11 protein-coding genes and 1 riboswitch are annotated in these 13,864 nt (G+C 71.4%); of the genes, 3 read left to right on the top strand and 8 right to left on the bottom strand.

Going from position 1 to position 13,864, the window contains the following annotated elements; translation table 11 throughout:
* The first annotated feature begins 163 nt into the window (after positions 1-163).
* Positions 164-724 carry an RNA polymerase sigma factor gene (locus tag ABE505_RS11740; RefSeq protein WP_346444440.1) on the top strand — a complete coding sequence of 187 codons (561 nt, stop codon included), beginning with the start codon at positions 164-166 and terminating at the stop codon, positions 722-724.
* Complete coding sequence (locus ABE505_RS11735) at positions 721-1,782, top strand: FecR domain-containing protein (protein ID WP_346444441.1); 1,062 nt, start codon at positions 721-723, stop codon at positions 1,780-1,782. The genes ABE505_RS11740 and ABE505_RS11735 overlap by 4 nt, the downstream gene beginning before the upstream one ends.
* 36 nt (positions 1,783-1,818) lie before the next feature.
* Here the strand turns inward: ABE505_RS11735 and metE are convergent, their stop codons facing one another.
* Together metE and ABE505_RS11725 are read right to left on the bottom strand one after the other, a co-directional pair.
* Positions 1,819-4,137 (bottom strand): 5-methyltetrahydropteroyltriglutamate--homocysteine S-methyltransferase, encoded by a 2,319-nt coding sequence (metE, locus tag ABE505_RS11730; protein ID WP_346444443.1) that lies wholly within the window; start codon positions 4,135-4,137, stop codon positions 1,819-1,821.
* Between the two features lie 209 nt (positions 4,138-4,346).
* Positions 4,347-4,579, bottom strand: a riboswitch (cobalamin riboswitch).
* 18 nt (positions 4,580-4,597) lie between these two features.
* Entirely contained in the window at positions 4,598-5,308 is a 711-nt protein-coding gene (locus ABE505_RS11725) for an NAD(P)H-dependent oxidoreductase (protein ID WP_346444445.1), read from the bottom strand.
* A gap of 112 nt (positions 5,309-5,420) precedes the next feature.
* On the opposite strand from ABE505_RS11725, the gene ABE505_RS11720 reads away from it, so the two are divergent.
* Positions 5,421-6,350: a LysR substrate-binding domain-containing protein gene (locus ABE505_RS11720; RefSeq protein ID WP_346444447.1), complete on the top strand. Its 930-nt coding sequence runs from the start codon at positions 5,421-5,423 to the stop codon at positions 6,348-6,350.
* Between the two features lie 15 nt (positions 6,351-6,365).
* On the opposite strand, the gene ABE505_RS11715 is transcribed toward ABE505_RS11720, so the two are convergent.
* From ABE505_RS11715 to ABE505_RS11690, 6 genes are all read right to left on the bottom strand, one after another.
* Positions 6,366-6,545: an oxidoreductase-like domain-containing protein gene (locus ABE505_RS11715; RefSeq protein ID WP_346444449.1), complete on the bottom strand. Its 180-nt coding sequence runs from the start codon at positions 6,543-6,545 to the stop codon at positions 6,366-6,368.
* A gap of 31 nt (positions 6,546-6,576) precedes the next feature.
* On the bottom strand, positions 6,577-7,416 hold the full coding sequence (locus ABE505_RS11710) for a phosphatase PAP2 family protein (RefSeq protein ID WP_346444451.1): 840 nt from the start codon (positions 7,414-7,416) through the stop codon (positions 6,577-6,579).
* A gap of 1 nt (position 7,417) precedes the next feature.
* Positions 7,418-8,386, bottom strand: a complete 969-nt coding sequence (locus ABE505_RS11705) for a transaldolase (RefSeq protein WP_346444452.1) — start codon at positions 8,384-8,386, stop codon at positions 7,418-7,420.
* A 31-nt stretch (positions 8,387-8,417) separates the two neighbouring features.
* On the bottom strand, positions 8,418-9,608 hold the full coding sequence (locus ABE505_RS11700) for a CoA transferase (protein WP_346444454.1): 1,191 nt from the start codon (positions 9,606-9,608) through the stop codon (positions 8,418-8,420).
* A 128-nt stretch (positions 9,609-9,736) separates the two neighbouring features.
* Positions 9,737-11,647, bottom strand: coding sequence for a beta-L-arabinofuranosidase domain-containing protein (locus ABE505_RS11695; protein ID WP_346444456.1), 1,911 nt, complete (start codon positions 11,645-11,647; stop codon positions 9,737-9,739).
* On the bottom strand, positions 11,640-13,841 hold the full coding sequence (locus ABE505_RS11690; RefSeq protein WP_346444457.1) for an SUMF1/EgtB/PvdO family nonheme iron enzyme: 2,202 nt from the start codon (positions 13,839-13,841) through the stop codon (positions 11,640-11,642). Before ABE505_RS11690 ends, ABE505_RS11695 begins: the two co-directional genes overlap by 8 nt.
* Positions 13,842-13,864 lie beyond the last annotated feature (23 nt).

Genomic DNA, 13,864 nt, shown 5'->3' with positions numbered 1-13,864 from the left:
CCCTCGAAGTCGTGATCGGTCCCCGCCGCTCCTTGACGATTGGTCATGACGCCCCTGTCCACGATGCAGACGCACGCCGGTCACAATTCCTCAGCTTGCTCATCACGCGCCGCTCACATAGGGTTCGAAGGGCGACACCCCGTCTTCTCCTCCCCCGACACCGATGACTGCGCCCGCCCCCGGCAAGGCGTCCGAGGCTGCCCTGCGGCACCCGGACGAGCGGAACGTCACCCGTCTGGCCCAGCAGTACCGGCCGGCGTTGCTGCGCTATTTTTCGCGGCACCTGACGAGCACGGAGGACGCCGAGGACCTGACCCAGGACACGCTGGCGCGCCTGAGCCAACAGCCCGCCCCCCGTCTGGCCGGATTGGCGAACGTCGAGGCGTTCGTGATGCGCATCGCCTCCAATCTGCTGCGCGACCGCTTTCGCCGCGACCGCAGCCATCGCAAGTCCGATCATGTGCCGATCGAGGCGGTCGCCGCGGCCTGGCAGAGTGAGGAGCCGTCGTGCGAATGCGTCTACGCAGACAAGGCGCGTCTGCAACGGTTTCTGCAGGCGCTCGATGCGTTGCCGCCGCGCTGCCGCGAGGTCTTCTTGCTGCAGCGATATGATGGGCTGACCTACAGCGCCGTCGCCAAGCGGCTCGGCATCAGCGTGAGCGCGGTGGAGAAACACATGATGCGGGCCCTGATGCACCTGGATGCGACCCTGGACGAGGCATGAAGCCTGAGCTCGAGCTGATCGAAGGCGGCGATCCGATCCGGCGCCGCGCAGCCGCGTGGTTTGCGCGCCTGCGCGCCGACGACGTGCACGGCACCGACCTGCGCGCCTGGCAGGCGTGGATCGACGCCGACCCGCGCCATCGCGCCGCCTACGAGCGGCTGGAGCAGTTGTGGACCGGGCTGGGCACGCACGCGCCGCATCCCGAGATCGCACGCCGCCTGGACGCCGTCGCGGCGCCCCAGCGCGCGCCCCGCCCGCGCGCCCGCCGTCGCTGGCCGGTCGCCGCAGGTCTGGCCGCCACCCTCGCCCTCGCGCTGCTCGGCGCCTGGCAGCTGCTGGTGCCGGCCGCGCCGACCGAGCGTGTCTACGCCACCGGTGTGGGCGAGCGCCGCGAGCTGACGCTCGAGGACGGCACCCGCATCAGCCTGGACACCGACAGCCGGTTGCACGTCGCCTTCGGGCCGCGCGCACGCACGGTGGTCCTCGACCGCGGCCGCGCGTTCTTCCGCGTCGCCCGCGAGCGCCGGCCACTGACGGTGCACACCACGCACGGCGGCCTGCGCGTGGTCGGCACCGAGTTCGAGTTGAATCGCCGCGCCGATACGCTGGACGTCGCCCTGATCCAAGGCGAGGTCGTGCTGCTGCCGCTCGATGGCGGCAGCAACGGCCGGCCTGCCCCGTTGCTGGGCCTGGTCGCCGGCCAGACCGCGCGGCTCAGCCGCGATCTCGACACGCCGCAGATCGGCACCTTGCGCAAGCTCGCCGCGCCGGCCTGGCTGTCGGGCCGGCTGGTGTTCGAGGACGCGACGCTGGCCGAGGTCGTGGCCGAGTTCAACCGCTACAGCCACGAGCGGATCGTCATCGAGGACGCGTCGCTGACAGAGCTGCGCGTGACCGGTGTGTTCCGCAGCGATGCGCCGTTGGCCTTCGTCGGGGCGCTGTGCGAGGCCTATCCGATCGTGGCCGACGCCAGCACGCCCGGCCGCCTGCAACTGCGCCGCGACCCGGCCCAGCGGGCGACCGGCGATGCCGGGCGCCGCGACGTCGGCCGGCGCTGACGGCCGCGTCGCGACATCCGGCATCGGCCAGTGCGGTCAGGCCGGCACGGCGGGGGCCGCCTCGGTCCGGCCGCGATCGGCATGCGCACGCAGCGTGCGCGCCGCCGCGACCAGCGCTGACAGCGCCGCGCGTGTTTCCGGCCAACCGCGCGTCTTGAGCCCGCAATCGGGATTGACCCACAGCTGGGCGACCGGAATCGACTCGGCCGCCCGGCGCAGCAACGCGGTCATCTCCTCGACATCGGGCACGCGCGGAGAATGGATGTCGTAGACGCCCGGGCCGATGCCGTTGGGATAGCGGAACCGCACGAAGGCCTCGAGCAATTCCATGCGCGAGCGTGAGGTCTCGATCGAGATCACGTCGGCGTCCATCGCCGCGACCGCCTCGATGATGTCGTTGAACTCCGAGTAGCACATGTGGGTGTGGATCTGGGTGGTGTCGGCCACGCCCGAGGCGCTGATGCGGAAGCTCTCGACCGCCCAGTCCAGATACGCCGCCCAATCGGCGCGCCGCAGCGGCAGGCCCTCGCGCAGCGCCGGTTCGTCGATCTGGATCACGCCGATGCCGGCCGCCTCCAGGTCGGTCACCTCGTCGCGCAAGGCCAGTGCGATCTGCCGGCAGGTATCGGCACGCGACTGGTCGTCGCGCACGAACGACCATTGCAGCACTGTCACCGGGCCGGTCAGCATGCCCTTCATCGGCCGCGGGGTCAGCGACTGCGCGTAGCGCGACCAGCGCACGGTCATCGGCGCGGGGCGGGCGACATCGCCGTAGATCACCGGCGGCTTCACGCAGCGCGAGCCGTAGCTCTGCACCCAACCGTTCTTGGTGAACGCGAAGCCATCGAGCTGCTCGCCGAAGTACTCGACCATGTCGTTGCGCTCGAACTCGCCGTGCACCAGCACATCCAGCCCGAGGTCTTCCTGCACGCGCACGCACTGCGCGATCTGGTCGGCGATGAACGCATCGTAGTCGGCCTGGCTCAGCTTGCCGGACTTGTGCGCTGCACGCGCCTCCCGGACCTCGAACGTCTGCGGGAACGAGCCGATCGTGGTCGTGGGCCACAGCGGCAGCGGGCGCAGCGCATCCTGCGCGGTCCGACGCGCGGCATAGGGCGTCGCGCGACGCGACGCGGACGCGTCGAGTGCAGCCACCCTCGCGGCGACCTCCGGCCGCTGCACGCGGGGCGAGGCGCGCCGCGCGGCGATCGCATCGCGCGCCTTGGCCAGCGCCGGCTCGGCGGCATCGGGATCGGCCAGCGCCTCGGCCAGCAGGCGCAGTTCATCGAGTTTCTGCCGGGCGAAGGCCAGCCAGCCACGCAGTTCGTCATCCAGCGCGGTCTCGCCCGCCAGGTCCACCGGCACATGCAGCAGCGAGCACGACGGCGCCAGCCAGACCGCATCGTCGCCGCGCGCATCGATCGCGTAGCGCGCCAGCACCAGCGCATCGTCCAACCGCGTGCGCCAGATGTTGCGGCCGTCGACGAGCCCCAACGACAACGTGCGCCCGGCCGGCAGCGCGCCGAGCACCGCATCGAGTTGTTCGCGCCCGCGCACCAGATCGACATGCAGGCCGTCGACCGGCAAGGACGCGGCCAACGGCAGGTTGTCGTCCAGCGCGCCGAAGTAGGTCGCCAGCAGCAGCTTCGGCCGCGCGCCCTGCGCCAGCGTGGCGTAGGCCCGATCAAAGGCCGCGCGCACCGCGGGGTCGAGGTCGAGCACCAGCGCCGGCTCGTCGATCTGCACCCAGGCCGCGCCGGCGGCGTGCAGGCGTGCCAGCAACTCGGCGTACACCGGCAGCAGCGCATCGAGCAGCGCGAAGCGATCGCTGCCGTCGACGGTCTTCGACAGCCACAGCAGCGTGACCGGCCCGAGCAGCACCGGCCGGGTCTCGATCCCCTCGGCCTTGGCTTCCAGGTACTCGCGCACCGGCTTGTCGTCGCGCAGCGCGAAGCGCTGGCCGGCCTGCAGTTCGGGCACCAGGTAGTGGTAATTGGTGTCGAACCACTTGGTCATCTCCAGCGCATGCAGGTCGATGCCGTCCTGCTGATGACCCCGCGCCAGCGCGAAGTAACCGGCCAGCGGATCGGCATCGGCCAGCGCGCGGTAGCGCTCGGGGATCGCGTCGAAGCCGAAGGCGGCGTCGAGCACCTGGTCGTAGAGCGAGAAGTCGTTGCTCGGCGGCGTGGCGACGCCGGCCTCGCGCTGCAGGCGCCAATGGCGCAGGCGCAGGTCGCGCGCCACTGCCTGCAACTGCGCGGCGTCGGCCTCGCCGCGCCAGTGACGTTCGACGGCGCGCTTGAGCTCGCGTTTGCGGCCGATGCGGGGAAAGCCGAGATTGGTGATGCCGGTCATGGTGGATGCGTCCTCAATGCGTGGGATTGAGGAACGAAGGGTCCGCATGGCGTGCACCGCGCCTGCGCGCGCCCGCCTGCCACACGGCCGACCTTCGCCCCCTCGGGCGAACCGGAGCCTGCGTGCGGACGTGCGGGACCGGCCGCGACGTGCGCGGCGCGATGCCCGTGCACCTCCCCGCGGAGGCCCCAGGTCGTACGTGCGCGCCTGTCGGTGCGCACGGCCAAGGCAGGTCTTCGGGCTCATGGACGGGCCACCTGCGAGGTGGTGGGCCTACTGCCCGTCGCTTCCCGGCCCGGACGGGCGCCAGTGCGTTGACGGGGGTCGTTTCCAGTTACCGCTGCGGGGCAGCGCCGGAATTGCCGCCATGCGGCGCACCGGCTTCCCTTTTAATCATCGCTTCATTCGCATGAAGAGATGAACCTTGGCGGCGACACGGTAGCCCCGGCCGCACGGGCGGTCAAGCGGGCGTGGCCGCGGCGGCCGTCTCCCGCGCATCGGCCTGGTCGGCAAGGCGATCGACCAGCGCATCGACCGCGGCCTCGGCGCGCGCGATCGAGGCCGCGAGCCGGGCATCGGCGAACTCGTCGTATTCCACCGCGACCCGGTCGACGTCGGTGATGCCCATGTAGCGCAGCGGCGTCATCACGCCCTGCTCGACCAGGTTGTCGCCGGCGTTGCGACCACCGGGGTCATAGTCGTGATCGCCGCGCGCACCCAGCAGCACGGCGCGGCGGCCCTGACCGGCCAGCATCGGCCAGTACGGCGCACCGGCGCGCGCGCGATCGAAACCGAAGGTGCGGCCCACGCGCACGATGTTGTCGATCCAGGCCTTGACCGGCGCGGGCATACCGAAGTTGTACATCGGCACCCCCATCACCACGAGCGGGCTGCCGAGCAGCTCATCGATCAGCGCATCGCTCTCGGACAGCCGCTCGATCATCCACGGCGTGCGCTGCGCCAGCGGCGTGAACGCAGCATGGATCCAGCGTCCGTCGACATGGGTCGGCGGCGTCAGGGCGAGATCGCGATAGACGATGCGATCACCGGGGCGCCGCTGTTGCCAGCGCGCGACGAAACGGGCGCCGAGCCGGCGGGTATGGGAGCCGTGCGGGACCTCGCCCGAACAACCGGGACGGGCACTGCCGTCGAGATGGAGCAAGCTGAGCATGATTCACCTGGCGAAGCTGGGAGAGAATGCGCACTGCGGCGCTCCGGCATGATTGGCGCCGGCCCAGAGCCCGACAAACGATGTTTTCTCGTCCGATGGATGAATTGCGCTCATGCACGATCGCCCCGCCCGCCTGCCACCGCTGAGCGCACTGCGCGCGTTCGAGGCCGCCGCCCGACGCCAGAGCTTCAAGGCCGCAGCCGAAGAACTGTCGCTCACGCCCACCGCGGTCAGCCACCGCATCCGCCAGCTCGAGGACTGGCTGGGCCTGCGGCTGTTCGCACGCCAAGTACGCCAGGTGCGGCTGACCGAGGCTGGGCAACGCCTGTACCCGAGCGTGCGCGGCGGCTTCGATGGCATCGCCACCGCCGTCGCCGACCTGCAACGGCAGACGCGCCGCCCCGCGGTCACGCTGAGCACGACCCGGGGCTTCGCCGCCCGCTGGCTGTTGCCACGCCTGCCGGCGCTCGCTGCGGCCGCGCCCGAAGTCGATCTGCACCTGCACGCGGCCGACGACCCGGTCCGGCTGGCCGCCGGCGGCACGGAGCTGGCGATCCGCTACGGCCCCGCACCGGCTCCGCAGGTCGAAACCTGGCCGCTGCTGCCTGGACGTTTCATTCCGGTCTGCACCCCCGGCCTGGCGCTGGCCGGCCCGACGGCGCTGGCGACCGTGCCGCGGCTGCGCTACGCCTGGCGACTGCAGGACGCCCACACCCCCGACTGGCCGCGCTGGTGCCGAACGGCCGGCCTGCCGGACACGCACGGCGGCGAACTCGGCTTCTCCGACGAAGCGCATGCCATCCAGGCCGCGATCGCCGGCCAGGGCATCGCACTGGCGAGCGTCGCCCTGGTCGCCGACGCCCTGGAAGACGGCGTGCTGCGGGCCCCGTTCGGCCCCGCGCTCGACGGCCACGACTTCCGCCTGCTGGCCGCGCCCGGTACCACGCACACACCGGCCGTCGCCGCCGTCGGCGCCTGGCTGCGCGCCGAAGCCAACGCGTTCCTGGACCGGCACGCCGCGCGCTTCGCAGCGGTCGCGTAAACCCGGCCGCGCGCGTCAGTCGACCCCAGGATGGCGCACGCGCCACGCGGCCAGCCGGGCGCGGTAGTCGGCCATCGCATCGGCGTGCAGGTCGTAGACGCAGATCGGGCAGCCGCTGTCGCAGCAGTCGCTCGGCAGCGGGGCCTCGGGCGGTTCGGGCCGCGGATCGGGGTCTGGGACAGGTGTCGTACTCATCGCGCGGCCATTGTCGCGCAGCTCGCCGGCCTCAGCGATCGTCGGCGGCCGGCAGCGGCGACAGGCGCAACGCGGCGGTCTGCGCGTCGCAGCCCTCGGGCCGGGCGCCGCGCGCACGTTGGGCGGCGACCTCGTCGCGCGCCGCCGCCAGGTCGGCCAGGAACGCCGGTTCGGCCTGCAGCCGCGCGAAGGTCGCGGCGCCGACCACCTGCCCCTGCACGATGTCGCTGTACCAGTGCACGTTGCAGACCAGTCGGCTCTCGCCGAAGCTGCGTCCGCGTTGCAGCAGCGGATCGGCGCGATCGGGGGCGACGGCGGTCAGCGCCAGCGCCCAGGTCCAGCCGATCGCGGTGTGGCCCGACGGGTACGAGCCGCTATCGCGCAGCTGCGGGACCTCGTCTGGCGTACACACCGGCGCGCCGTTGGCCAGGAACGGCCGGCGACGCTGCCAGTGCAGCTTGGCGGCGCGGCCGTCGATCGCGGCGTCGGCGAGGCTGCGTCGTAGCAACCGCACCAGATGCGGGGTATGGGTCGTGTCGATCGGCACGCCGAGCGCGCAGGCGTAGAGGTCGGCCGCCTGGGGAAAGTCGAGGTCGGCGTCGATCGCCGCCTGCCGCCAGCGCGGGGTCTCGCGCAGGGCCAGCGCACGCGCAGCGATGGCCTCATCGAGGGCCCGCGCGGCCGAATCGGGCGCCGGCGGCGCGGGCAGCAATGCGCGGCTGTCGAAGCCGGGCGCATCGAGGTAGCCGATGCTCGCCCCGGGGCGATGCTCGGGCACGACCACCGGCGCGGCCGCAGTAGACCGCGGGCCGCCGGCACAGCCGGCGACCAACAGCGCCGCCAGCACGCCCACGGCGCGCCGGACGCGCATCTCAGCCGGCCTGCAGCCGCTGGGCGATCGTCTGGCGCAGCGCGGCGAGATCCTTGGCGAACGCGGCGATACCGTCGCGCAGCTTCTCGTCGGCCATCGGATCGGCCTTGAGATCACGCGCGAAGCGTTCGGCGTCGACCGGCGGGTCGATCCGGCCATCGCCCTTGCCCGGCGTCAGCGCGCGCGCCAGCGGGCCGTGCTCGGCATCCAGCGCTTCGAGCAGGTCGGGCGAGATCGTCAGCCGGTCGCAGCCGGCCAGCGCTTCGATCTGCGCGGTCGAGCGGAACGAGGCGCCCATGACCACCGTCGGCGAGCCGCGACGCTTGAACCCAGCATAGACATCGCGCACGAAACGCACGCCCGGATCGTCGTCGATCGTCGCCGGCACCTCGCCGCGCGCGACGTGCCAGTCGAGGATGCGGCCGACGAACGGCGAGATCAGGAACACGCCGGCCTCGGCGCAGGCGATCGCCTGGCTGCGGTTGAAGATCAGCGTGAGGTTGCAGTCGATATCCTCGCGCTGCAGCTGCTGCGCGGCGCGGATACCTTCCCAGGTCGCGGCGATCTTGATCAGCACGCGATCGCGGCCGACACCGGCGTCCTCGTACATGTCGATGAACTGGCGCGCCTTGGCGAGCGTGGCCTCGGTGTCGTGCGACAGGTCGGCATCGACCTCAGTCGACACCCGGCCCGGCACCAGGCCGGCGAGCTTGCGGCCGACGCCGATCGTCAGGCGGTCGACGACCTGGCGGACCACCGCGTCGGCATCGCCGTCGAGCCCGCGCGCGCGCTCGAGCTCATGCTCGATCAGCTCGGCGTAGATCGGCAGGTCCAGCGCCTTGCGCACCAGCGTCGGGTTGGTCGTGCAGTCGACCGGCTTGAGCCGCGCGATCGCGTCGGCATCGCCGGTATCGGCGACGACGACGGACATCGTGCGCAGTTGGTCGAGCTTGGATGCGGCAGCGGACATGAACACCTCGGGTTGGGACGTGGACCGCCGCTCAGGCGGAATCGCCATTGTCGCGTCCCACGGCGCCCAGGGCCACCCTGACCGCCTCGGAATGCTGGCCCAGCGTGGGCGCGGCAAATGGGGCAGGCCCCGGCGTGCGGCCGAAGCGGATCGTCTGGGCGACGCCGCGGTAGCTGCCCAGGGTCGGATGCGCGATCGTGCTGACGATGCCCTCGGCCAGCACCTGCGGATGTTCGAACATGTCCTCGACCGCACGCGCGGCCGCGCACGGCACGGCATCGCCGAAATGCGCCTCCCAGTCCACCGCATCGCGCGCGGCCAGCGCCGCGTGCAACTGCGGCAGGATGTCGTCCGCATGCTCGGCACGCTTGCGCACAGTGTCGTAGCGCGGATCGGCGGCCAGCGCCTCGAGCCCGGTCAGCGCACACAGCGCCTGCCAGAACCGCGGTGTATTGGCCGAAATGTAGAGCCAGCCCGCACGCGTGGGATGCAGCCCGGTCACCCCGCCCGAGCGCATGTCGCGGCCGATGTCGAGCGCTTCGCCCTCGGCCCAGACCATGCGTGCGGACTGCATCGCCAGCGCGCTGCGCAGCAGCGAGACGCCGACGAACTGGCCTTCGCCACTGCGCTCACGCTCGTACAGCGCCGACGACACCCCGGCCGCCAACAGCGCTGCCGCGTAGTAGTCCACCACCGAGCCGTAGACCAGCTCCGGCGGCCCGCCGCGCTTGCCCTGCAGGGTGCAGATACCGGTCATCGTCTGCAGCACCTGGTCGTAACCGGCCTTGTCCTTCAACGGGCCGGTCTCCCCGTAGCCGGTGACCGCGCAGTAGATCAGCCGCGGGTTCATCGCCGACAGTGTCGGGAAATCGATCGCCAACCGCTCCGGCACGCCGGGCCGGAAGTTGTGCACCAGCACGTCGGCCTCGCGCACCAGCCGGTAGAGCACCGCGCGGTCGTCGTCGGCCTTGAGGTTGAGGGTGACGCCGCGCTTGCTGCGATTGATGCCCAGGAACGCCCGGCTCTCGGCGGCCAGCGTGGAGGGGTAGTTGCGCAGGTTGTCGCCATCCGGCGGCTCGACCTTGATCACGTCCGCGCCCTGGTCGGCCAGCAGCGCGCAGCCGTAGGGGCCGGCGATGTAGGCACTCAGGTCGAGTACGCGAACGCCGCTCAACGGGCCGGGCGCGCCAGCGCGACCATGGGCGAAAGGGGAATCCGTCATCTCGTCCGATATCCATTCAACGCGACAGCGCAGGTCCGGGGCAGTCTGCGCGACGCATGCGCCGCGAGCCATGCGCCCGGCCTATGTTCTCCCGCCACAGAAACTTGTTTGCGCATCGCACGCATCGTTCAGAGCGCGCCGCAATCGCCAGCGTAGGCACCGTCGTGCGACGGCGCCAGCCCGAGCCAAGTGGTGCGCCAGATGCGGTCACGGCGCTCGCCGATGCCGTAGTAGGGCGCGAAATCGATCGGCGCACGCTCGGCCAGATGCAGCCGCAGGCCCACCGCCTCGCCATCGCCCGCAGGCGGCAGTTCCTCGATCCGGATCTGTGCATCGTCATCGGGCAGGCGCACGGTCTCGGCGGTGCGATAGCCGTCGATCAGCCCGGTCGCATAGACCAACGGCCCACGACCGAAGGCGATGTAGTCCTGGCGCAGCACCTGCTGGCGCACCGGCGAGCCGTCGGGCGCGCGCGATTCCTGCACGTTGCGGTAGACGCGGCGATGCACCCGCGGGCGCAGCGGCAGGGTCAGCGCGACACTGTCGCCGCTGGCCCAGGTGCGTTCGATGCGCACGTAGTCGCCGACAACCAGCGGTTCGGGCCACGACTCACCGGCAACGGTGAGGGTCGCACCCTGCGCCCAGGCGGGAATGCGCACGCGCAGCGCGAAATGCGCCGGCTGCGCCAGGCGCAGTTGCAGGCCGATGTCGCCTTCGAACGGATAGCGCGTGTCCTGCACGACGGTCACCTCGCCCGCCCCGGGCAGCGTACACGTCGCCTCGCCCGGCCCGAGCAGATTGACGACGAGGCCCTCGGCATCGGTCGCGTACGCCACTGCCGGCAATTCCTCGATCGCCATCGCGCCGCTGGACTTGCAGCAGCGCCAGTAGTTGGTATGGATGCGGCGGCCGTTGGCGTAGGAGTAGTAGCACCAGCCCTCGCCGTCGGGCGCCTGCGCGCCGAGCAGGTCGTTGTAGGCGGTGCGCTCGATCTCCTCGGCATAGCGCGCCTGCCCGGTGATCGCCAGCAGTTCGCGGTTGAGCTGCAGCCAGGCCAGGATCGAGCAGGTCTCGACGTACGCCTGCGGGTCGAACACGAACGCAGGATTGAACACCTCGCGCGAGCGGTGGCCGATGCCACCGAACGGGCCGCCGCCCAGGCTCAGGTGGTGGTCGCGGATCGCCTGCCACTGCGCATCGAGCGCCTGGCGATGGCGCGGATCGCCGCTCGCACGCGCCAGCTTCGCCAGCCCGACCAGGTTCCAGCACAGCTGGTAGGCCTTGCCGGTGGCGATCTCCGATGGATCGGCGCCGGCCAGCGCGCGCTCGAGCAATGCCAGCCGCGGGTTGGCATCGGCCTGGGCGAGGATGCGCCGGGCCAATTCGAGGAACCGCGCGTCGCCGGTCGCGGCGTGCAGGTCCATGACCGGATCGAGCAGCACCGTCGCCGACATGCCGTGGTGGTTGCCGACCGTGGTGATGTCCAGCCCTTCGATGCAGAACGTGCGCCAGCACAGCAGGCCGATCCGGCGCGCGGTCTCCAGCGCACCCGCCTGCGGGAACCGCCGGTGTACCTCGAGCAAGCCCAGCAGCAAGTAGGCGTGGGTCCACACGTCCCAGGTGCGCAGTGCCGGCTCGCCGTTCCAGCTCTCGGGCTTGGGCGGCTGCGGCACCATGAAGCGCCGGTGCGGCGCGTAGGTGCCGAGGTACCCATCGTCTTCCTGCACCTGGGCCAGGTACGTGGCGACGGCGCGCACGCTCGCCTCGAGCGCGGCGTCGCCGCTGCGCGCGGCGGCCTTGGCCGCGGCCGCCAGCCACTTGCCGGCGTGCTCGCCGTACCAGTCGCCCTCTTCGTTGCCGGCGCGATGCGCCGGATCGAAGATCGCGATCGCCGGGCTGTCGGGCCCGGTGACGAAATGCGACAGCCGACCGCGGCGATTGGCGTCCAGCGCCGCGCCCAGCAGCCCGCGCAACCGCACCTGGGCGGGCGCTGGCGGACGCTGCGCGTCGCCAGCGGCGATGTCCAGCGCCTCAGCCATGGGGGCGCTCCGCATCGACCACGCAACGGAAGCCCACCGTGCCCGAGCGGTCCTTGCCCGGCGCCATCAGCAGGTACTTGCCGTGCTGGTCGAGCCGGTAGGCCTGCGGGAAGTACCAGTGCGAGGTCTGCGGCTGGTAGCTGCTGCCGCCGCGCAGGATCGCCGCACGCGTGTGGGTGTCGATGTACTCATCGGTCCATTGCCAGACGTGGCCGATCAGGTCCTCGACCCCGAACGGCGAGGCGCCCTGCGGATGCGCACCGACGTCGGCCGGCGGCAGCAGGCGGCGACCGCGGTTGACCCGCGGCACGCAGGTGTCGTGCCAGGTGTCGCCCCAGGGATAGCGACGGCCGTCGTGGCCCTGGGCGGCGTACTGCCATTCCCATTCGCGCGGCAGGCGCTTGCCGGCCCACTGCGCGTACGCGCGTGCGTCCTCCAGCGACACCCAGGTCACCGGCTTGTGCGCCCATCCCGGGCGCGGTGCGCCGTCGACCCAGTGCCGCAGGAAATTATGCGCATCGCGCGGCGCGTAACCGCTGTCGGCCAGGAACCGCGCGAACTGCGCGTTGGTCACCGGATGGCGGTCGATGTGGAACGTGGCCAGCGTCATGCGGCGGCGATGGTGCCGGCGCGGGCACGCTTCCCACGGGTACTGCACGTCCAGGCCTGACCAGTCGAAGCCCTCGATCTCGACGCCGCCGACACGGAACAGGAACTCGCCACCTGGGATCGTCACCATGCCCTCGGGCGCGGCGGCCCGCGGCGCGGTCGGCGCCACGTCGACGATCGCCTGCGGCAACGCCTGCCAGGTGGCCGAGTGCGCGCCGATCGGCGTGCGCGCCTGCGCGGCGAGCGTGGCCAGAATCGCGTCGAGGCCGTCGCTGTCGGCGCCCGGTGCCAGCGCCAGCAGCGCGCCGAAACCACGCCCTTCGAGCGGCAGCTCGATCACTGCCTCACCGTCGATGAGGCGCGGGGCGATCGGCTGTCCGCGCCACAGGTCGTAGTAGCGGGTGCCGTCGATGTGCGGCAGCGCGAGCTGCTCGCCGTCGATCGGGTACTCGTGGCGGTTGATCAGCGTCCACAGCGTGCGGTGCGCGCCGGGGAAGCGGCTGGCGAACACGCCGCGTTGCAGGCAGGGCTGGTACGGCGCCCAGTCCAGGCTCACCACCAGCTCGGGGAACGCACGGTAGATCGTCGCGATGCGCCGCAGCACTTCGGCATTGCGCGGGGTGAACTGGTTCCAGATGCCCCAGATGTTCTCCCAGGCGTTGTAGCCGATGCCGTTGAAGAAGCAGTACTGCAGGTCGTGCGTGCGGTCGCGGCCCCAGCGGTTCTCGTAGTTGACCATGTGCCGCGGCTCGAGCCACTTCCATTTCGACACCGGCGGCACCGGACCGTCGGGGGCCTTCTTGCCCCAACTCTGGACGTTCCAGATCAGCTGTTCTTCGGAGCTGATCGTCGATTCGGGCTGCAACACGACCGGTCGGCCGTGGCGCTCGCAGGCGTCGAGGAACGCGCGCGGCACGCCATTGAAGGTGTCGCCGTTGATGCCATCGGCGCCGACCGCCGCGACGATCTCAGCAAGGCCCTCCCAGTGGCTGGTGCCCGGGTCGCGGGTGCCGTGGTCCCAGGGCTTGGCGGGCAGGAACACCCGCACCCCGCGCGCCTGGAACGCCTGCACCGCGCGCCGCAGGCCGTCGAGCCCGCCGGGCAGGTCGTGCGCCAGGTCGAACTGGTTGCGGTCGTCGATGCCGATGTTGGGATACACGTACCAGATCAGCACCGAATCGATGCCGCCAAAGCGCGCGATCAGATCGTCGAGATAGCGGTCGACCGTGTACTCGGCGCGCTCGGCATCGTAGAAGTAACGGTCCTCGACCATCATCTGCGCGTGCACGAAATTGCGCTGCGCCCACAGCAGTTCGGGCCGGCGGTAGTTGGCGTCGTCGTAGCCGATCCGCACCAGATGCTCGCGGCGCCAGTCGCGCAGTTCGGCCAGCCAGTCGGCGGCGCTTTCGTTGGCGTCGATCATCCAGCCGCCGATGTCGGCGAACGGCCAGCCGGGCGCCTTGCCCGGTGTGGGCAGGTAGCGGCCGGTGGTGACGTGGGAGAACTTGTACTCGCTGCGCAGCGGCGCGGGGCCGTGGTCGGCCTGCTCGGCGTCGTCGAGCGTCTCGTAGGGGGAGGCGGTCATCGGGGGCATCTCGTCATGAAAGG

The organism is Luteimonas sp. TWI382 (assembly GCF_039674545.1).
Taxonomy (GTDB): Bacteria; Pseudomonadota; Gammaproteobacteria; order Xanthomonadales; family Xanthomonadaceae; genus Luteimonas.
The sequence above is the reverse complement of the archived record's forward strand: the minus strand, read 5'-3'. Positions and strand labels throughout refer to the sequence as shown.

Coding starts and splice junctions, on each gene's coding strand:
- ABE505_RS11740 (WP_346444440.1), top strand. CDS start 164: ATGACTGCGCCCGCCCCCGGCAAGGCGTCCGAGGCTGCCCTGCGGCAC.
- ABE505_RS11735 (WP_346444441.1), top strand. CDS start 721: ATGAAGCCTGAGCTCGAGCTGATCGAAGGCGGCGATCCGATCCGGCGC.
- metE (WP_346444443.1), bottom strand. CDS start 4,137: ATGACCGGCATCACCAATCTCGGCTTTCCCCGCATCGGCCGCAAACGC.
- ABE505_RS11725 (WP_346444445.1), bottom strand. CDS start 5,308: ATGCTCAGCTTGCTCCATCTCGACGGCAGTGCCCGTCCCGGTTGTTCG.
- ABE505_RS11720 (WP_346444447.1), top strand. CDS start 5,421: ATGCACGATCGCCCCGCCCGCCTGCCACCGCTGAGCGCACTGCGCGCG.
- ABE505_RS11715 (WP_346444449.1), bottom strand. CDS start 6,545: ATGAGTACGACACCTGTCCCAGACCCCGATCCGCGGCCCGAACCGCCC.
- ABE505_RS11710 (WP_346444451.1), bottom strand. CDS start 7,416: ATGCGCGTCCGGCGCGCCGTGGGCGTGCTGGCGGCGCTGTTGGTCGCC.
- ABE505_RS11705 (WP_346444452.1), bottom strand. CDS start 8,386: ATGTCCGCTGCCGCATCCAAGCTCGACCAACTGCGCACGATGTCCGTC.
- ABE505_RS11700 (WP_346444454.1), bottom strand. CDS start 9,608: ATGACGGATTCCCCTTTCGCCCATGGTCGCGCTGGCGCGCCCGGCCCG.
- ABE505_RS11695 (WP_346444456.1), bottom strand. CDS start 11,647: ATGGCTGAGGCGCTGGACATCGCCGCTGGCGACGCGCAGCGTCCGCCA.
- ABE505_RS11690 (WP_346444457.1), bottom strand. CDS start 13,841: ATGACCGCCTCCCCCTACGAGACGCTCGACGACGCCGAGCAGGCCGAC.